The sequence below is a fragment of the Rhodothermales bacterium genome (assembly GCA_040221055.1).
Classification (GTDB): domain Bacteria; phylum Bacteroidota; class Rhodothermia; order Rhodothermales; family UBA10348; genus 1-14-0-65-60-17.
Window position 1 is genome coordinate 248,691 of the sequence record JAVJVN010000012.1, and the last position, 18,894, is coordinate 267,584.

Below are 18,894 nucleotides of genomic sequence, written 5' to 3' on the forward strand. Positions count from 1 at the left end.
ATGCGCGAATACCGCGTACTGTAAACGATCATATAAACGAAATAGACGATATGGAACTGGTCTCATCACGACAGGCCGCCAGCCTTCTGGGTGTTCACGAGTCGTCCGTGAAGCGATGGTGCAACTCCGAGGAGTTGGCCTGTTCGTACACGGCGGGTGGTCACCGCAGGATCGACCTGGAAGACGTGCTGGACTTCGCGAGACAGGGTGGCATGGAATGCTCCTTGCTGAAATTCGGGAAGGACGCGGGTCTGGTCTGGAACGGGGCCAATGAATTGCGTCACGGGCGCAGTGCCGACATCCTGGTCCTGAAAATGCGGGAATGGTTGCTTCATGCCGAGGCCAACAAGTTGACCGCGTTGCTGCACCTCTGCAATTCGATGAGCATTCCGTACGCCCGGTTGTTTGACCAACTCATCGGTCGCGTCATGCAGGAAATCGGCGACTCTTGGGCACGGGGGGCCTTTGAGATCGGAGATGAGCACCGTATTTCAGAAAGCCTCCTCGACGTCCTTTACGGGCTTTTGGCTGAAATCGGTCGGGAGCAGTCCGATACGCCAACCGGTGTTGCCATTGTCGGTTGTGGACCCAATGAATCGCATGGGACGGGTGCCATGATGGTCCGTGTACTCCTGTCCGCACGGGGCTGGAAAGTCATCTACCTTGGTCAGAATGTACCGGTGGAAGACCTGCTCTTGTATCAGCGCCGCCACCAGGCTACACTGGTGGCCGTGTCGATGTCGAGTCATCGCGAACCTGCGGAAATCCGGCAATTCGTTCGGGACGTGACATCCCTGGAACGTGAGGACGTCCCCTTCGACCTGGCCATCGGCGGTTCCGGTGCGCAATTCGCACGGCAGGCGTTCGGCCTGGAACGTGCGTGGGTATTCAACAATGCAGAAGACTTTGACGACTGGCTGGAGGTCCGCCATGGAAAGTAGGATGTTGTTCACGGATGGCGGCAGAATGGACCGGACATCGGTCGTGCTGTTGTCTGTCCTGGGTGTGTTCTCCCTGGTGGCCATTCTGGGGTATTGGTTCTTTGCCCTGAACCCACAGAACTTGGCCCGTTTTCCTGAATCGGCATCGTTTTACGCCGTCAGCTACCGGTTTTTCGCCCAGGGTCAAGTTTGGCTTTCCGGAATCGTGCTGGCCATCCATCTCGTAAGACGGGCCGGTTTCCGGTGGGTGCTTCCGCTCGTCGCTGTATATATCCTCAGTCTGACGAGCGAACTCCTCGGCACGACCACCGGATTTCCGTTCGGCGACTATGCCTATACCAGTTTCCTTGGGGTGAAGTGGTTCGATCACGTTCCCGTTCTCATTCCGTTGAGTTGGTTCACCATGGCCTTGCCGTCCTGGATCATGACCGGACACCTGATTGGATGGGAGTCGAACAAGCTGGTGCGGTGGTTGCTGACCGGTTTTCTCCTTATGGTGTGGGATCTCGCCCTCGATCCGGCCATGAGCTTTCTGGTCCCGTATTGGGAGTGGGGGGTTGAGGGGGCCTATTACGGCATGCCGTTCATCAACCTCGTGGGATGGTTCGTTACCGGCGTGGTTCTGGCAGCTGCCCTGGACGCGACCGGCGTACACCGCTGGCGCAGTCTGCTGAGTGTCCGATGGCTTTCCTTGTATTATGTCCTGCTGTTCATGCTGCCGGTCGGCATGCTGGCGGTGGCCGGAGAATGGCTGGGTGTCGTGGTTTCCGTGGTCGTTTTCGTAGCCACTGTAGAACTGTATGCCCGTATGGGGCGGAAATCGTCCGGATCCGGCGATACGCCCCCCGGTCATGTCCCCGTCCTGGAATTCTCGTCGGGGAAGCCCGAACCTGAAGAAATGGATCGGGCCCTGGCAACGGTTGCCGATCGCATGTGGACCTTCTTCCGGCAACACTCCCGCTCGTTCTCGTTCGCGTCGAATCTGTTTCCCCGAGCGGACAAGCGGAGGGTTGCCCGGTTGTACGCGTTCTGTCGTGTGACGGACGACCTGGCAGATCGACAGGACCTCGAATCGTCCGTGCGACGTGAATTGCTGGATCGCTGGCGCGAAACCGTAATCCATAGTTTCAACGGCACGGCTTCAGGGATCGCATGGCTCGATGAGCTCATGGGTCAATTGCGGGAGTCCGGCTTGTCGGAGACCGTGCTGTCGGAGTTGATGGACGGCGTGGAGTCGGACCTTGGCCGCGTTCGCGTGGAAACGATGGATGATCTCCGATCCTATACGTATCGCGTTGCATCGACCGTAGGGATAATGATGTGTCATTTGTTCAACGAAGCCTCGCCCTGGAAACTGTCCAGGGCCATCGCTCTCGGTCGCGCCATGCAAATGACCAACATTGCGCGGGACGTCGGTGAGGATTTACGGATGGACCGGATTTACATCCCGAACGATATGCTGGTGCGTCACGGACTCGGAGAGCAGGCGTTGCGGGACATGGTGCGGACCGGTGTGATCCTGCCGGCATGGACGGATCTCATGAAGGAGCTCAGGGATGTTGCAGACGCCGAATATGACCACGCTTGGTCCGCCATTCCGTCCCTTTCTCCACCGTTCGGTCGCGCCGTTGCCGTGGCGGCCATGGTCTACCGCGGAATCCACACGGAGGTCGAGAAATCAGGGTGGAACAGCCTGCAGCAGCGCGTGTGGACCGGACCCGCTCGCAAGATGTGGTTGGCGTGTCGCGGCCTGATGCGGTACATGCTCTTGCGCCGCCGACTTCACCATTCCGATGAAACGGTTCCGACATCGTCCACGGTGCCATCCACACCCGGGACACGAACGTGAACCCCGAACCCGATCCTGAAACGGTTTGGCGGCCAGGAAAAGTCCGGCTCATGCACATGACCGTGCGCCATTCCCTACAACGGCAATTGTCCGGCGTGTTCGCGTCCGGTTGCCCCGTTCTGGATCCGGCTGCCGTGACGGCGTTCGTATGCAATCACTCCGGACGATGGGATGGCTTCGCCGTCTGGGCGGAACGTTTCAAGGTTCGCAAGCCGGGAAAACACCTGAGTATTGTCCTGGAAGAAAGCCACGAACGGTACTGGATTTTCCGGGGTGCCGGGGCGGTACCGATTTCTCCCGGGTCGATTTCGAGTGTGCGGAACGTGACACGGGTGCTCCGGGATGCACTCCGCCCGGGAGATACGCTGGCCCTGTTTCCACAGGGCCGAATCTTTCCCGGGGACAAACTTCCGCTCGGGTTCAAGAGCCTGACCCGCGTCCTGTCCCATATCGCAGGCCCGGTCATGGTCATTCCGACCGCGCTCGCAACGGAAATGCTGCATCTGAAGAAACCGGCGGTGTTCATGTCGTTCGGGTCGCCGGTACCCTTTGCCTCCCTGGGGCATCACGTCCATGACGTGGAGGCCCTGGTAACCGGACAAGTCGTGTCCCTTCGTTCGCGACTGAATGCACTGGGTGAAAATGCCCCCATTCAATTTGAAAATGAGTAAGAAAACCGTTTCCATCATCGGATCAGGCTTTGGCGGCCTGGCCCTGGCCGTCCGGCTGCAAGCAGCCGGATACGAAGTCACCATCCACGAAAAACGCCCGCGCATTGGTGGGCGGGCCTACCGGATGGAAGAGAAGGGCTACGTGTTCGACATGGGCCCAAGCCTCGTGACCGCCCCGTCCATCATCCGTTCCATATTCCAGTCAGCGGATCGCCGATTGGAAGACTATGTGGATTTGGTGCCGCTCGATCCCTTCTATCGGATTTTCTTCCATGACGGGACCAGCGTCGATTATTCGGGGGACGCCGACCGGATGAAGGCTCAGATGGCACGCTTCAACCCGCGGGATGCAGAGAATTACGACCGGTACATGGAAGCGACGCGCCCCATCCACCAGGCCGTCATCACGGATGGCCTCGGGAAGGTTCCGTTCGATACCCTGGGCCGCATGGCTGCATTCGTACCCCGTGCCATGCGTTTGGGTGCGTTGATGCCCGTTGCCATGTTTGCCCGTCGGTTCTTCAAGGACTTCCGGCACCGGTTCATGTTCAGCTTCCATCCGCTGTTCATAGGGGGGCACCCTTTCCGGGCGCCGGCCATCTATGCCATGATTCCGTATCTGGAGAAGGAAGAAGGGGTCTGGTTTGCAAAAGGGGGGATGTACGCGATCGTGGAGGCGTTGGGACGGGTTTTCGAGGAACTGGGCGGTCAGATCCGGACCGATCAGGAAGTCCGGCGGATCCCCGTGGAGGGAGGCCGGGCAACGGGTGTGGAGACGCGCGATGGGTACTACCCGGCCGACCTCGTGGTATCGAATGGGGATGTGGCATGGACGTACAAGCACCTCATCGACCCACAACACCGCCGTCGATGGACCGACAAGAAGATCGATTCTGCTTCGTACACCATGAGTTGTTTCCTGCTGTATCTGGGAGTGAGAAAGACGTATCCGGCCCTCGCCCATCATACGTTGATCCTTGCGGAACGGTACAAAGGGCTCATCGATGACATCTTCCGTCATGAAACCCTTCCGGATGATTTCTCGATGTATCTCCATGTACCGACATCCACGGACCCGTCCATGGCACCGGAAGGGTGTGAGAGCATGTACGTGCTGGTCCCGGTTCCGAACCTGCGGGCGTCCACCGACTGGAAGACGGAGGCGGAGCCCTATGCCGATAAAATCATCAGCTTCCTTGAGGCGTGGGGGATGGACGGACTGAAGGAGCATCTCGAAGTGTGCCGCATTTTCACTCCTGAGGATTTCAAGTCTGAGCTGAATGCGTTCGAAGGGAACGCATTTTCGGTGGAACCAAAAATCCTGCAAACGGCCTGGTTCCGTCCACACAACCGCTCGGAGGATGTGGACGATCTGTACATCGTCGGTGCAGGAACGCATCCCGGTGCCGGCGTACCGGGTGTCATGCTGTCCGCCGAGGCGACCTTCTCATCCATTATCGCCGATCATCCGACGGGCCGATCGTGAACAAGGACCGAGTCATATTGGTGGATGAAAACGATCGTGAACGGGGCACAGGCGACAAGGAGCTTGTGCACGTGACGGGTGAGCTCCATCGGGCTTTTTCGGTATTCCTGATCGACGCACAGGGACGCCATGTCATCCAGAGGAGAGCGTTGGATAAATATCATACGGCCGGTCTGTATTCGAATGCCTGCTGCTCGCATCCGGCTCCCGGAGAAACCACGTCAGAGGCCGTGCGTCGGCGTCTCATGGAAGAGTTGGGTATGCAATGTGACGTGCGTCCGGTGCTGCACATGCGATACCGATGCGAATTGGAAAATGGACTCATCGAGCATGAATACGATCATGTCTTCGTGGGTACGTGCTCTCGGACCTGGACGCCCAACCCCGATGAAGTGGCCGAGGTGGCCGTACTGGAAGAACCCGAGCTGCTGACGTGGATGGCTGACGACCCGACCGCCTTCACGCCCTGGTTCCGGTTGGCTCTTCCTGAGGTCATCCAGCTGTTGGGAAATCCAGGGACGATCCGATCGCCCAGACTGGATATCCAGGCCGACGGTACGGTGGCAGCATTCCTGCCGGTAGCCCGCAGGTCAGACCCATGATGGCCCCCGATTCGACTCTGGACTGGATGGCCCTCGTGGCGGTTGTCGTATTCCTGGTCGTGCTTTTCAACACGCTTGCCAACGTAGTATATCTGCGTCGCCAACGTCGTTTAACGGCGAGTGGACCCTTGCCGAGCGTGGCCGTCCTCGTGCCGGCCCGCAATGAAGAACGGAACGTGGGTCGCTTGGTGGAGTCGGTCCTGGCCCAGGATTATCCCTCCCTGTCGTTGCACGTGTACGATGATCAGTCCGAGGACCGAACATCACAGATTCTTGCGGCATATGACGATGTCCGTCTGCGCGTCATGCACGGGGATGGTCCGCCCCCCGGATGGATGGGGAAAGTCCACGCGCTGTATCGGCTGACCCGGGGTGTACGGGAGGACGTATTTCTCTTCCTGGACGCAGACACGGAACTGACGGATCCGAAGGCGTTGAGGCGAATGGTGGCCCGGTTCCAGGGTATGGACCTTGAGGTAGGCACCGGCGTGACCGGCCTGAAAGGAGGGGGGACGTTGTTGGTGAGCCTCATTGGAAGCATCATCCTGTCTGCCATGCCCTGGTGGGTCGGGAAGCGGATTCCGGCGTCATCCATGGCCGGCGTCAATGGACAATGCTGGATGGTCCGTGCATCGGTGTACAGGACGTTCGAGCCGCATGACCATGTCCGTGGTCAAGTATTGGAAGACATCCACATCGGCCGGTACCTCCATCGTCAGGGCGTCCGACCCGTCTTGATGGATGTACAGCACGACGTGCTTGTGCACATGTACGCCAACCTTGAGGAAGCCTGGTCGGGTTTCCGGAAGAACGCGTACGACATCGCGGGTGGCTCTCCCGTGCGACTGGTGGTCGGATTGGCCGTCTACGTCACCGGTCTTCTTGTCCTGCCCATCATGTATCCGGTGTTGTTGCTTCCCCTTTTCGGCATAAAATGGGTGACCGACCGGTTTCTGGGTGTTCCACTCCGGATTACTTTGGCCGCGCCTGTTTCATGGGTCCTGGGAGCCGCCGTGCTCATACATTCGGCGTGGGCCAATTGGACCGGAACGAACGAGTGGAAAGGGCGGATCCTGACGCGTCAGTCCGGGTGAGGAGCCGCAAGAATCCGGTCGAACAGGTCCTGCACGAGCTCTGCCGCCCCGGCTGCGTTCAGGCTGTATGACCAAAAGCGTTCGATTGCGGGTTCACTCTGCATGAACAACTGCATGGTACCCTGCGACTTGTGCTCGGCGATCAACCAGTTGGCGACGATGCCATAGTGGAGCCGTCCGTCCGTTCCGAACGGCGTAGCCCGGTCGAACGTCCAGGGGCCCCGGGTTCGATCAATGCGGGTAACGGGATAGCCGTCCAGGACCTCGAAAGCGGCTACGACATCGTCCATGCCTCCGGTCGGAAAGCTGCCCAGGATGACGGGACGCTCGGCCGGCGCCATCCTGGAAATGGCTTCCAGTGCAAGGATGGTGGCGGCTTTGTGGTGGGCGTGGAATGGCTGGATGGGAAGATGCGTAAAGACAAAGTCATAGTCGCCATCTGCCAATATGCGATCCAGCCGGGCCGAAACCGCTGGCACATCCCATACGAATTGAAGAATGGAGTCGGCCCGCTCCGTTTTACCTTCATCCGGTTCGTCCAGGAAGAAGTAATCAGCAATGCCAATGATCTGTCCTCCGGCCATCAGTTCCTGCTTGCGGATGGCTGGCAAATGACGTCGGGCGATCTCCGGATCGGTCAGATCCAGATTGTAGATCCGGTTGGCAAGTGTCGAGAAGCGATATCCGCCCGCTCCATTGGTCACGAGCGCAAGATCCACGGTACCATCCAGTGCGTGCGCAATACGATAGACCGTTGCCGCGAACATGGCTTCATCGTCCGGGTGCGCCGTCACAATGAGCACTCGGGGGCCGTCGGTGGCCGACGCACCGATTGGACAGAAGGTCAACAGGGTAATCAGGGCTAGCAGTCGGAGGATCATACCGGTTGGTAGGGAATGGATGGGGGTGTAAAGGGCGTCCATGCGCCCCAGTATACCGCAAGTGGATCATTCCGTTCGTGCGGCGTAGTTTGGGACCACTTTCCCCGAAGCCAGCGAATGTCCCAACACGGATCCGGTCCTGATCGAGTTGCTGCAGGTCGGCGTTTTGCCGCCGACCTGAAGGCCTTGCGTGCCGAACGAGGTTTCGGCAAGCGGGAGTTGATAGAGTCCCTCCGTCTGGCAGAAGACGTGGTCGATGAGTTGGAAGAAACCGGGCTCATTCACAATCCCACGTTCAATCGCGTCTATCTCCGGTCTCTCTATTCGAGTTATGCCGCAGTCCTGGGTGTGGATGCCCGGGTCTTGCTTGAGGGTATTGAAGCGGCCATGGCGGGGACCTACAACGGGGGATTGCGCGTCCTGATGAATGCGCCTTCGGACGCATCCGATGATGGGGTTGCGCCTGGGTCGGCCACCGGTGAGGAGCCGGAAGCGTCTCCGTTAGTGGATGCTCCTGAGGAACGACCGGTTTCCGATGACGATCCCCCGGCCGAGCATCGGACGCCACATGAAGCCTCGCCAGAGGCATCTCTCAATGCCTCACCGGAGTCGGCGACCATCTTCACGACGGCCGCACCGGACACCAGTCTGGGGCAGAAACGATTCCTGTTGCCGAATACGCGAGGGTTGGCGACGGCCGTGCTGTCGGCCCTGGTCCTCATGGCCCTTATCTGGTTTGCCGTGGCCCGGTTGCTTTCTGCGCCGGAAAACTCCCCTGATGGGGCCGTCGGAGAGGACTCGGTGTCTATTGCGCTTTCGTTGCCAGCCGTGCAGGAGCCCGACCCGGTCATCCTGCCCGATACGCTGACCCTGTTCATAACGGCGCGTTCCGAAATCCTGGACCCGGTCCGGGTTGCCGTGGACGAAGACATTCGACGGCCGTACTGGGTGGAACTGGATTCGACCGTGTCTTTCCGTTTCGTGAACCGGATCCAGATTGACAGGGAGGCAGAACATGCCGCGTATTCCCTCGACGGCTGGTCCGTGCCCGATGCATGGTTGACGGACGGTGTCTTCACGGTTGAGCGGACGGTTGCCCAGGCTTGGTTCGATTCGCTGACCGCTGCAGGGGTCACCCCTGAACGCAATCGATGACGTTGCTGGAACGTACACGCTCCCTGCAAGAGGCCACGGAGGGATTGGATGTAAAACGTCTTTCGGAGCGAGACGCACGGGAATGGGTATCCCGCCTGACAACGGTCCTGTCCGAACACGCGGACCGCTATTATGCCTTGGATGATCCACTGATTTCGGATGCCGAATACGATGCACTGATCGACATTCTGAAGCAATTCGAGAAGACGTTCCCGTCATTGCGGAAGGAGGACTCGCCGACACGCCGGGTGGGCGCGCCTCCGCTGGATGCGTTCCGCAAGGTGGCCCATCCGGAACCGATGCTGTCTCTGGGAAATGCGTTCTCGACAGGGGATCTGACGGCTTGGTACGAGCGGTGTCGACGCCGTCTGGAGGTGGGTGATGACGACCTGGAAATGGTGGCTGAGCCCAAAATTGACGGACTGGCCGTTGCCCTGACCTATGAAGATGGCATCCTGGTCCGGGGAGCTACACGAGGGGATGGGAGAACCGGAGAGGATATCACCGCGAACGTGCGGACCATCAAATCCGTGCCGTTGGAACTGTCCGGTGAGCAGGTACCGCAACGCGTGGAGGTGCGCGGTGAGGTCTATTTTTCGCGAGCCGCGTTTGACTGGCTCAACGAGCGACTGCGAAAGGAGGGGGGCAAGCCGTTCGCCAACCCACGGAATGCCGCAGCGGGATCATTGCGCCTGCTGGATTCAAGGATCACGGCCGGCAGACCGTTGTCATTCTTCGCCTACGCCATGGGACCGTCGAGCCGGGTCCCGGCCACGACCCATTCCGGACTGCTGGAATCACTTCGATCATGGGGGTTTGAAGTCAACGATCATGTGGCATTGTTTCCTTCCATGGATGCCGTCCCGTCCTATTGCGAGGGGTTGTCCGACCGCCGTGATGAACTGGACTACGAAATTGATGGCGTAGTGCTGAAGGTGAACCGACTTGACCTTCAGGCTGAGCTCGGGAACGTCTCGAATGCCCCGCGGTGGGCCATTGCCTACAAGTTCGCCGCTCGGGAGACCACCACGTTGCTGGAGGATATTATAGTCAATGTGGGCAGGACCGGTCAGATGACTCCGGAAGCGGTCCTGAAACCGGTAGCCATTGGCGGCGTCACCGTTTCCCAGGCCACGCTCCACAATTTTGACTACATCCGTGAACGGGACATCCGACCCGGGGACACGGTCACCGTCCGACGGGCCGGGGATGTCATCCCGCAGGTCATGGGTCCAGTCGTTGCTGCGCGAACGGGAAAGGAAGACCCATGGACGCCCCCCACGACGTGTCCGGAGTGCGGCACGCCCCTGGAACGCCTGGATGGCGAAGTGGACTGGTACTGTGTTTCGGCGGACTGTCCGCAGCAGTTCGTCCGGCTGCTTGAGCATTTTGCTTCGCGGAGTGCATTGGATATCGAGGGACTCGGGGCCAAACTGGCCGTCCAATTGGCCGAAGCCGGTTTGGTCAGGCATCTGGATGATGTGTTCCGCCTGGCGGCCGAAGACCTGCTCGGGCTGGACGGATTCGCAGAGCGGAAGGCAGAGAAGTTGATTCAAGCCATACAGGCTGCCCGCGAATGCTCCCTGTCCAGACTCCTGTTCGGTCTGGGTATCCGGCATGTCGGAAAGACGACGGCGGAAGTGCTTGTTTCCTCATTCGATTCGATGGATGCACTTGGCCAGGCGACGACAGCTGATCTGGAGCAGGTCGACGGCGTTGGCCATGTGATTGCCCAGAGCGTACATGATTGGTTCCAACGCGAGGACAACCAGCGATTGCTGCGTGCCCTGAAGGATGTCGGTGTCAATATGCGCCGGCTCGAGGGAGAGCAGCCGGTCTTGGTCGCGGACGCCGGGTCGAACGACGCTCTTCACGGAAGGACTGTTGTCGTTACAGGCACACTTCCCACCTTGAGTCGGCAGGAGGCCGAATCCCTGGTGAAGCGGTTCGGGGGGCGGACGGCGTCTTCGGTATCCCGAAAGACCAGTTTTGTCGTGGTCGGCGAGAACGCGGGATCGAAGGCCTCGAAAGCCGCCGAATTGGGGATCCCCATGATTTCAGAGCAGGACCTCCTTGACATGATCACAAACCGGGCCGAATAACATGCTGACCTTCCTCGATGCCGCCGTCCTGGTGGTCTATCTGGCTGCGGTGGTCATTTTCGGGATACGCATTGCCGGGAAACAGACCAGCACCAAGGACTATTTCATGGGCGGCAGGCAGATGCCGTGGTGGGCCATCTGTTTTTCAATCGTCGCCACGGAAACGAGCACGCTGACCATCATCGGCATTCCGGCCGTGGCCTATGCCGGTACGCTGACCTTCTTCCAGATCACGTTTGGTTACCTGCTGGGTCGCGTCTTGGTATCGCTCTACCTGTTGCCGAGGTACTATTCGGGAGAAGTCGGCACGGCATACGCGTTCCTGGGCACACGTTTCGGACCGCGTCTCCAGGGCGTGGCATCGGTGACCTTCCTGGTGACCCGGCTGCTGGCAGACGGGGTACGATTGTTCGCGACCGCCATTCCGATCAAGGTCATCGCAGCATCGGCGGGCATGGATTTAGGATATCCGATCATCATTCTGGGTATTGGTATCCTGACGGCCGCCTACACGTACGTCGGTGGACTCAAGGCCGTTGTCTGGATGGATGTGGTCCAGATGTCGGTGTACCTTCTGGGTGCGATCCTGACGCTCGTATTGGTCGGCGGCGCAGTCGATGTGCCTGTATGGGAAACCCTGAAGGCAGCGGGAAAAACCGATTTGTTCTTCCACAGTTTGGATCCTTTCGTCCTGCTCTCGCAGCCATACGTCACCATCACGGCGGTAATTGGAGGTGCTATTTTCTCCATGGCCTCCCATGGCACGGATCAACTGATCGTTCAACGTCTCCTGGCATGCCGGAGTCTTGCTGACGCGAGGAAAGCACTGATCGGAAGTGCGTTATTCGTAATGGTGCAGTTTGCGGCGTTTCTGGCGGTTGGTGCCATGCTGTGGCTGTATTATGATGGCGCGTCCATCGGCGATCTGGGGCTGACGCGAGCGGACGAGGTCTTTCCGAAATTCATCGTGGAGGGTCTGCCGACCGGGCTCGCCGGATTGGTACTCGCCGGCATCATCGCGGCGGCCATGAGTACCCTCTCGTCCAGCCTGAATGCTTTGGCGTCGTCGTCCGTACTGGATCTGTTCACGGAACGATTCGCGCGCTTGACCGAGGACCGGAAGCTGCGTGTATCACGGCTGTTGACGCTGGTTTGGGCACTCGTCTTTGTCTTCTTTGCCACGTTGTTCGAGAATCAACAGAACCCCGTGGTCGAACTGGGACTGTCCATTGCCAGCTTCACGTATGGAGCCCTGTTGGGTGGATTCCTGCTGGGCCTGTGGACGAGCCGGCCCAATGAGGGGGATGCCATTGCCGCATTCCTGGTGTCCGTCGGGGCCATGGTGGTCATTATTTTCGGCGTGTGGATGACTCCGGATGGATCCTTCGTGTTTTCCTTGTTTCCCGATGCGACAGAAAAGGCGGGATTGGTGGCCGTTGCATGGCCGTGGTATACGGCCATAGGAGCCGGCATCGCCCTGCTCACCGGATCAACCCTCTCATTGCGGCATAGGTAGACCACCGTGGCTGATTTCCCATTCATATCCTTCCTTAAGCCCCGTTCGAAGCCCGTCGGCTCCAATCTGGAACGAGGCGACCAGGACGGACGCAAGCGCGTTCGTCGGCACTGGATGGTCAAAGGGGGGCTCATGGTCATGGTGGTCGTCGCCGCAATGATTGTTTTCCCGAGGGCACAGGTGTACGAATACACCGCCCAGGTCGACGACATCTGGCGTCAGGACAATCTGCATGCACCGTTCCGATTTCCGATCCTGAAAACGGAACGGACCATGGCCTCGGAACGAGCCCGGATCCGGACGGAAATACCGCCGATTTTCCGGGACAACCCCGACGCCGGGCAGGAGACGCGGGCGAGAGTTGCCGATCTGGAGCGGATGTTCGAGGATCTTTTCACGGCATATGCCGCCTTCCAGTCCAACAGACTCCGTGGTAGGGATTCTCTCGCGACCCAGGATTCCGTGACGTTCCGGGCTGTCCAGTCGAACATGGATATTTCGCTCCGGCCCGCTGAATGGCAGCGGCTCCTTGACTCCTATGTTGCGACCGTCCCGGGTCTCGTCACGCGAACCCGAACCACCGAGGTAGAGCGCGTGGACAGGCGTCTTCTGAGGGATGTCCTGCGACTGACCACCGAGCTGCAGGGAACCGGCATCCTGGATGTCGTGAAGGATTCGGTTTCATCAGAAGCAATTACGGTACGCAGTGATCTGACCCGGCGGCAGTCCGAAGTACCCAAGCGCAATGTGTGGGGACGGAACGAAGCACTTCGGGAGATCCAGACACGGCTTCAGAGCCTGTACGTGGCGGATTCGGAACTGCAATCCATGGGTCTTTCCGTCTTCAACCAGATTGTCCAGCCGAACCTGATCTATGACGAACGGGCTACGTTGGAGCGATGGAGCGAGCAGGAGAACCTCATCATCCCGAATCAGGATATCGTTCGACAGAACGAGGTGATTGTCCGACGCGGGGACATCATTACGGAGGATGTGCAGCGTAAACTGCTTTCGCTTGAGGCGGAATTGCGTGAGCGTTCAGGCGCCCAATTGCAGTGGCGACGGTTGCTGGGCCAATTCATCATGACGCTGGGCACGTTCCTGATCTTTTTCCTCTACCTGTACTTCCTTCGCAGGCCGATTTTCGATGACAACCGATTGATCCTGCTCATCACGCTGCTGATGACGGGCATCATTGGCCTGTTTGGTGTTGCGCTTCGGTTGGCACTCGTCGATATGTACATCGTACCCGTAGCGGTCGTGTCCATCCTGCTCACGGTGATGTTCGACTCCCGGGTTGCGCTCTTTGGTACGATTACCCTCGGTTTGTTGGGTGGGCACCTGCTGAACTCCGATTTTTCCTACGCATTCGCAACGATTTTCGCGGGTACCCTCGGTATTTTCAGCGTTCGGGACATCCGGAACAGGAGTCAGTTCTTCCTGAGCGCAGGCCTGGTCTTCCTGGGTTACCTGGCCGTGCTGTCTGCAGGGTTGCTGCTCGTGAGCAAGCCACTGGACCGGTTCACGGATGAGTTGTTCTTTGTGACCATCAATGCCATACTTCTGTTGCTTGCCTACCCGCTGTTGTGGGTCTTCGAGCGTGCGTTCGATGTCACGACCGATCTCACGCTGCTTGAACTCTCGGACACGAACAGACCGTTGCTCAAGGAACTCAGCCTTCGTGCACCGGGCACGTTCAACCATGTCTTGCAGGTAGCCAACATGGCAGAGGCGGCGTCCATGGCCATAGATGCGAATGCCTTGTTGACGCGTGTAGGAGCACTCTATCATGATATCGGGAAAATGCTCAAGCCCGAGTATTTCGTTGAAAACCAACGGTCCGGGGTAAATCCGCACGATGCATTGAAGCCACGAATGAGTGCGCTGATCATTGCTTCGCATGTCAAGGAGGGGATTGAGTTGGGCAAGCAGTACAAGCTGCCCCAGGCCGTGCTCGACTTCATCCCCATGCATCACGGGACCACGCGGATGGAGTATTTCTACCGTCGGGCACTTGATCGGCAGAAAGCCGGTGAATCGGAAGTCTCGGAAGCAGAATTCAGGTATCCTGGCCCCAAGCCCAATTCCAAGGAAACCAGCATTCTCATGTTGGCCGATTCTGTGGAGGCAGCCAGCCGAACGCTGGAAAATCCGACGCACAAGCGCCTGGAGAATCTGATTGAGGCCATCGTGGAAGCCCGACGCGAGGATGGGCAGTTGGACGACACGGAATTGACGTTCGCCGATCTGCGCGTCATCAAACAGTCATTCCTGTCCGTGCTGCTCGGAACGTACCACGTCCGTGTGCGCTATCCCGGTGACGAATCGGAAGACGGCGCCGCTCCAGGCCGTTTACCGGACCAGATTACGGATGCGCTCAACGGTTGACGTCGACAACCGGATGTCCAGCATCCGGTGGGATCGGGCCCGGTCCAGGAAGGGTCGGATTCGGCGATGCGCCCCAGCCGTGTAAATGAGCAATTCGCAGGATTTGACGAGGGGACCGAGATTGGTTTCGCCTTCCTCCACGGACATGGCCATGACCTGTCCACTGAACCGGGTCAAGGCCCTCAGTTCCGAGGTGAGCGGCCCAATGGCGTCCACATGACGCGTGACCAGTCCCAGGGTCTCATTTTCCAGCAGTCGCGAGATGGCGGAGAGGGCGTGGTCATCCATTTCGTATTGAATGCCGATCACGTCGGCCCCTGTCAGCCGGGACATGGCCGAGCGCATATTCCTGAACGGGACCAGGAGGAAGTCGGCATCGGCGTGGGCATCCAATTCGGAAAGCAGGACCCCGTCACAGGTACGCTGCAGGAGGACGGATGCCGATTCAGCACAGGCCAAGGCAAGTTCCCGGTACGACGCGGCCACAACCACGCGCACCTGTTCCTCATCCGTTTCGAGGAGTGCCTTCTGCTCTTCCATCAGATAATCGATTTCCGACTCATCCAGTCCGAGACCAACCAGCAGTTGCAAGGCGTCGTTAAGGATGCGTGCACCTCGCTCCATACGATCCGACTTGCCCAAAGGCGACGGATCCAATACCGTGAAGCCGCTGCCGGCCCGGGATTCGACCATACCGTCGGCGGCCAGATCCTGATAAGCCCGTCTGACGGTGTGGAAGGATATTCCGAGTTGACCCGCCAGGGTCCGTGTAGCGGGAAGTCGCTCCCCTTGACGGATGTCACCATTGGCAATGAGGTAGCGGATCCGGGTGGCCAACTGGACATGGACCGGAACGTCCGAACGGGAATCTATCCGGATCATGGCGACGTGGGCAAGGACGTGAACAAATCATCCGCGTGCGCCCAGTCCGACCGGAACAGGCGGAACTCTTCGTGTCCAAGGGTCACGATGAGTTTGGTTCCTCCCTCCATACGGGCATCCAGCAGCCGACGCCACGACAACGGGGCCTGGGGCTCGGCAGCGTCCATCAAGGACCGCACGGCCACGGCATCGTCTGTCAAATGGATTTCCACGATCACGTCCCGGACGCGGATCCACGTCCATGCACCGGCGACGGCTAACGCCACGGGAAACCAGACATACAAGGCCGAAAGGACAGGATTGCCCTGAAGCATGGCGGCCAACGTAATGAGCATGACGGGCATCATGCAGACGCCGAGAGGACGTACAAGCGCCGCCGTGAACACCATCGGTCTGGAGCGTCCGTCGGGATGGCGCCTTGACCGGATGGTGCGTACGGGATTCATGTCAGGCCCTATTTCGGTGTGGTAGCAAAGGCCCTCAGAAGGGGGACATCCTTGACGGTCTTGAGTCCAGGGCCCGCATCCGCAACCAGCGGGATGCCATTGACCAGGGCGGCGACGGTCGCCGTATCCCCGAATATACCGCCTTTGACTTCCAGTTCAATCGGAGGGTTTCCTGTCACACTGACAGCATCCCGTGGATTTTCGGCTCCGACAAACATGCGCAGATCCAGGGTCAGGACCTCCTGTCCGTTCACGAAGCCATGTGCGTGGTGGTGGATGCCGGCGACCTGGCCCGGTTCTACGGTGAGGAACGGCGTCACCACCTGTCTTCCCGAAACGACGGGCTCCAGTTCTTCCGTCATCTCGTCGATTTCCCAGCCGAGGCCAGCCGCGACCATGTACAGGGACTCAACGAGTCCGATGTGGCCGAACTGTCCCGTGGCTTTCTTGGCTTCGAATTCAGCGGTGGTGATGCCGGCGCCTACCTTTCGTTGAAGCGGCAGACGTCGTTTTCCGGCATCGACTTCGCGATGGACGGCTACCCGGTGTACGTCGGAGCAAACGCCTGTGGCCATGAGAGCGAGGGCATCCATGGCATACCCGGGATTGACGCCCGTGCCAAGCAGCGTCACGCCATTCTCCCGGGCGACGGTGTCCAATTCGGCAGAAATGGCGGGGTGGCGACGGTAAGGGTACGCCAACTCCTCCGTGGACGATACGACGTGGGCGCCTGCACGGGCACACAAGAGCAGTTGGTCGTACATGGAGGCGAGGAACGACGACGTCGTATGGACGACGACATCCGGTTTCGTTTCCGCCAGGCACGCTGCGGCGTCGGCTTGCACAATCACACCAGTCGGCTCGGAGAGCCCCAGTAAATCGGCTACATCTTTTCCGGCCTTCGCCGGATCGATGTCGATGGCACCGACCAGTTCAATTCCGTTGCTCTTGGCAAGCAGGGTCCGGACGCATTCCAGTCCGATGGGGCCGAGTCCGAACTGGACTACGCGATAAGTCGTTTTCATGTGATGGGAGAGTCACCGGCATCCGCTCCATGGAACGGATAGGCAAAATGGGTGGGTGGATTGAAGTTTTCCTTGATGGACCGGGCCGATACCCAGCGCACGAGATTCAGATAGGAACCTGCTTTATCGTTCGTGCCCGAGGCACGGGCACCACCGAATGGCTGTTGCCCGACTACGGCTCCCGTCGGCTTGTCATTGATGTAGAAATTGCCGGCGTTGTCTCCCAGTGCCTCCGTGGCACGGGCGATGACGGCACGATCGCGGGCGAAGATAGCACCGGTCAGCGCGTAGGGGCTCGACGTATCGATCAATGTCATGGTTTCTTCGAACTTCGCGTCGTCATACACGAAAACCGTGACGACGGGCCCGAAGATTTCCTCACACATGGTCCGATAGCGCGGATCCGTCGTGAGCAGCACGGTAGGCTCGATGAAATAGCCTTCCTTGTCCGAATAAGAACCCCCGGCCACGATTTCCACGTCGGGTGATTGCTTGGCGTGATCAATGTATCCCGTAATGCTGTCGAAGGCTTTTCGGTCGATGACGGCATTCACGAAGTTCGTGAAGTCCTCGACCGGTCCCATCTTGACTTCCGCCAACTGGGCCGTCATGCTTTCCCGGACTGCGCCCCAGCGGGACTTGGGGATGAAGACACGGGATGCGGCCGAACACTTCTGTCCCTGATACTCGAATCCGCCGCGAACGATGGCGGTCGCGACCTCCTCAGCGCCCGCGCTGGGGTGCATGAGGATGAAGTCCTTGCCACCGGTCTCACCGACAATCCGGGGGTACGAACGGTAGCCGGCAATATTGGTACCGATCGTTTTCCACATGAACTGGAACGTACCGGTCGATCCGGTGAAGTGGAGTCCAGCAAGGTGTTCGCTGGCGAACACGTGTTGCCCCACCGTCGGACCAGGACCCGGAATCATGTTGATGACCCCAGGCGGCAAACCGGCGGCTTCAAGGAGTTTGTAGATGTACCACGAGCTCAGGATGGATGTGCTGGCCGGTTTCCAAAGCACCGTGTTGCCCATGAGGGCCGGTGCCGCGGCAAGATTGCCGGAGATCGACGTGAAGTTGAACGGCGCCACGGCAAAGACGAAACCCTCGAGGGCGCGATACTGGGACCGATTCCAGATACCGGCGTCGGAAATGGGCTGATCCTGGTAGATCTGCTCCATGAAATGAACATTGAACCGGAAAAAATCGATGAGTTCGCATGCCGCATCGATTTCCGCCTGCATAGTGTTCTTGCTCTGGCCGAGCATGGTGGCGGCATTGATGGTGTCGCGCCACGGCCCCGCAAGCAACTCGGCGGCACGCAGGAAGACGGCCGCTCGATCCGTCCAGTGCATCCCGGCCCAGTCGGCACGGGCCGACATGGACGACGCGATGGCCGACTGGATTTCGGGGCCATCGACCTCATGGGCCACACCCAATTTCAAGGCGAGGTCATGCGGTGCCACGACGTCATGGGTCTTTCCCGTATGGATTTCCTTGCCCCCGATGACGGCTGGAATATCAAAGGTTTCCTTCCGCATGGAAGCCAACCGGGCACGCAAGGCGACACGATCCGGCGAACCGGGCTCGTAGGTGCGGACCGGCTCGTTCACGGGATATGGAGGGGTGGCAATCTGGTTGTTCATCGGTACTCGGGTCAGGTAAAGATCAAACCTCAATGTACTCACTCAAACGGGCCGTTTGAACCCTTTCATTCAAACTTCCAAAGGCATGGAATACCCTTGGATACGGCAATTCTTTCCGTCGAAGTGCACAAGTTTCCGGCGTACGTGCCCATGCAGGTCCGCTCCGGAAGAACGCCCTATGTCATGCGTTCAGTAGGGAAAAACGCC

Annotated in this window: 15 protein-coding genes; 10 read left to right on the plus strand and 5 right to left on the minus strand. The window is 59.2% G+C overall.

The features are described from left to right. Nucleotides 1-50: 50 nt before the first annotated feature. The 6 genes from RIE53_06815 (at nt 51) to RIE53_06840 (ending at nt 6,643) form a co-directional block, all read left to right on the plus strand. Complete coding sequence (locus RIE53_06815) at nt 51-941, plus strand: cobalamin-dependent protein (protein MEQ9104393.1); 891 nt, start codon at nt 51-53, stop codon at nt 939-941. Then, the gene (locus RIE53_06820) at nt 931-2,790 is read left to right on the plus strand and encodes a carotenoid biosynthesis protein (protein ID MEQ9104394.1); all 1,860 of its coding nucleotides are present in this window, start codon (nt 931-933) and stop codon (nt 2,788-2,790) included. Before RIE53_06815 ends, RIE53_06820 begins: the two co-directional genes overlap by 11 nt. Nucleotides 2,791-2,852: 62 nt before the next feature. Continuing rightward, nucleotides 2,853-3,461: a 1-acyl-sn-glycerol-3-phosphate acyltransferase gene (locus RIE53_06825; GenBank protein ID MEQ9104395.1), complete on the plus strand. Its 609-nt coding sequence runs from the start codon at nt 2,853-2,855 to the stop codon at nt 3,459-3,461. Continuing rightward, on the plus strand, nt 3,454-4,947 hold the full coding sequence (locus tag RIE53_06830; protein ID MEQ9104396.1) for a phytoene desaturase: 1,494 nt from the start codon (nt 3,454-3,456) through the stop codon (nt 4,945-4,947). The genes RIE53_06825 and RIE53_06830 overlap by 8 nt, the downstream gene beginning before the upstream one ends. Beyond that, nucleotides 4,944-5,549: an isopentenyl-diphosphate Delta-isomerase gene (gene idi / locus RIE53_06835; protein MEQ9104397.1), complete on the plus strand. Its 606-nt coding sequence runs from the start codon at nt 4,944-4,946 to the stop codon at nt 5,547-5,549. The genes RIE53_06830 and idi overlap by 4 nt, the downstream gene beginning before the upstream one ends. Then, a complete protein-coding gene (locus RIE53_06840; protein ID MEQ9104398.1) occupies nt 5,546-6,643 on the plus strand; it encodes a glycosyltransferase in 1,098 nt (365 codons plus the stop codon). Before idi ends, RIE53_06840 begins: the two co-directional genes overlap by 4 nt. On the opposite strand, the gene RIE53_06845 is transcribed toward RIE53_06840, so the two are convergent. After that, on the minus strand, nt 6,631-7,524 hold the full coding sequence (locus RIE53_06845) for a PIG-L family deacetylase (GenBank protein MEQ9104399.1): 894 nt from the start codon (nt 7,522-7,524) through the stop codon (nt 6,631-6,633). The genes RIE53_06840 and RIE53_06845 overlap by 13 nt on opposite strands. A 186-nt stretch (nt 7,525-7,710) precedes the next feature. Between RIE53_06845 and RIE53_06850 the strand changes: the two genes are divergently transcribed. From RIE53_06850 to RIE53_06865, 4 genes are read left to right on the plus strand one after another with little or no spacing between them, the layout of a single operon-like run. Then, entirely contained in the window at nt 7,711-8,679 is a 969-nt protein-coding gene (locus RIE53_06850) for a hypothetical protein (protein ID MEQ9104400.1), read from the plus strand. Beyond that, a complete protein-coding gene (gene ligA / locus RIE53_06855) occupies nt 8,676-10,781 on the plus strand; it encodes an NAD-dependent DNA ligase LigA (protein ID MEQ9104401.1) in 2,106 nt (701 codons plus the stop codon). The genes RIE53_06850 and ligA overlap by 4 nt, the downstream gene beginning before the upstream one ends. 1 nt (nt 10,782) lies before the next feature. Then, a complete protein-coding gene (locus RIE53_06860) occupies nt 10,783-12,297 on the plus strand; it encodes a sodium:solute symporter (GenBank protein MEQ9104402.1) in 1,515 nt (504 codons plus the stop codon). A gap of 6 nt (nt 12,298-12,303) precedes the next feature. Further along, nucleotides 12,304-14,685, plus strand: coding sequence for an HDIG domain-containing protein (locus tag RIE53_06865; GenBank protein MEQ9104403.1), 2,382 nt, complete (start codon nt 12,304-12,306; stop codon nt 14,683-14,685). Here the strand turns inward: RIE53_06865 and RIE53_06870 are convergent. Genes RIE53_06870 through pruA form a run of 4 tightly spaced genes read right to left on the minus strand, consistent with a single transcriptional unit; the run spans nt 14,650 to nt 18,654 of the window. After that, complete coding sequence (locus tag RIE53_06870; protein MEQ9104404.1) at nt 14,650-15,567, minus strand: GntR family transcriptional regulator; 918 nt, start codon at nt 15,565-15,567, stop codon at nt 14,650-14,652. The genes RIE53_06865 and RIE53_06870 overlap by 36 nt on opposite strands. Beyond that, complete coding sequence (locus tag RIE53_06875; GenBank protein MEQ9104405.1) at nt 15,564-16,013, minus strand: hypothetical protein; 450 nt, start codon at nt 16,011-16,013, stop codon at nt 15,564-15,566. Before RIE53_06875 ends, RIE53_06870 begins: the two co-directional genes overlap by 4 nt. Nucleotides 16,014-16,021: 8 nt before the next feature. Further along, nucleotides 16,022-17,038 carry a dihydrodipicolinate reductase gene (locus RIE53_06880; GenBank protein MEQ9104406.1) on the minus strand — a complete coding sequence of 339 codons (1,017 nt, stop codon included), beginning with the start codon at nt 17,036-17,038 and terminating at the stop codon, nt 16,022-16,024. Continuing rightward, complete coding sequence (gene pruA / locus RIE53_06885; GenBank protein MEQ9104407.1) at nt 17,035-18,654, minus strand: L-glutamate gamma-semialdehyde dehydrogenase; 1,620 nt, start codon at nt 18,652-18,654, stop codon at nt 17,035-17,037. The genes RIE53_06880 and pruA overlap by 4 nt, the downstream gene beginning before the upstream one ends. Nucleotides 18,655-18,894 lie beyond the last annotated feature (240 nt).

Bases quoted from the DNA above. Each gene is read 5' to 3' on its own strand.
- RIE53_06875 (MEQ9104405.1), bottom strand. From the start codon at position 16,013: ATGAATCCCGTACGCACCATCCGGTCAAGGCGCCATCCCGACGGACGC.
- ligA (MEQ9104401.1), top strand. From the start codon at position 8,676: ATGACGTTGCTGGAACGTACACGCTCCCTGCAAGAGGCCACGGAGGGA.
- RIE53_06870 (MEQ9104404.1), bottom strand. From the start codon at position 15,567: ATGATCCGGATAGATTCCCGTTCGGACGTTCCGGTCCATGTCCAGTTG.
- RIE53_06880 (MEQ9104406.1), bottom strand. From the start codon at position 17,038: ATGAAAACGACTTATCGCGTAGTCCAGTTCGGACTCGGCCCCATCGGA.
- RIE53_06845 (MEQ9104399.1), bottom strand. From the start codon at position 7,524: ATGATCCTCCGACTGCTAGCCCTGATTACCCTGTTGACCTTCTGTCCA.
- RIE53_06840 (MEQ9104398.1), top strand. From the start codon at position 5,546: ATGATGGCCCCCGATTCGACTCTGGACTGGATGGCCCTCGTGGCGGTT.
- RIE53_06820 (MEQ9104394.1), top strand. From the start codon at position 931: ATGGAAAGTAGGATGTTGTTCACGGATGGCGGCAGAATGGACCGGACA.
- RIE53_06830 (MEQ9104396.1), top strand. From the start codon at position 3,454: ATGAGTAAGAAAACCGTTTCCATCATCGGATCAGGCTTTGGCGGCCTG.
- RIE53_06815 (MEQ9104393.1), top strand. From the start codon at position 51: ATGGAACTGGTCTCATCACGACAGGCCGCCAGCCTTCTGGGTGTTCAC.
- RIE53_06860 (MEQ9104402.1), top strand. From the start codon at position 10,783: ATGCTGACCTTCCTCGATGCCGCCGTCCTGGTGGTCTATCTGGCTGCG.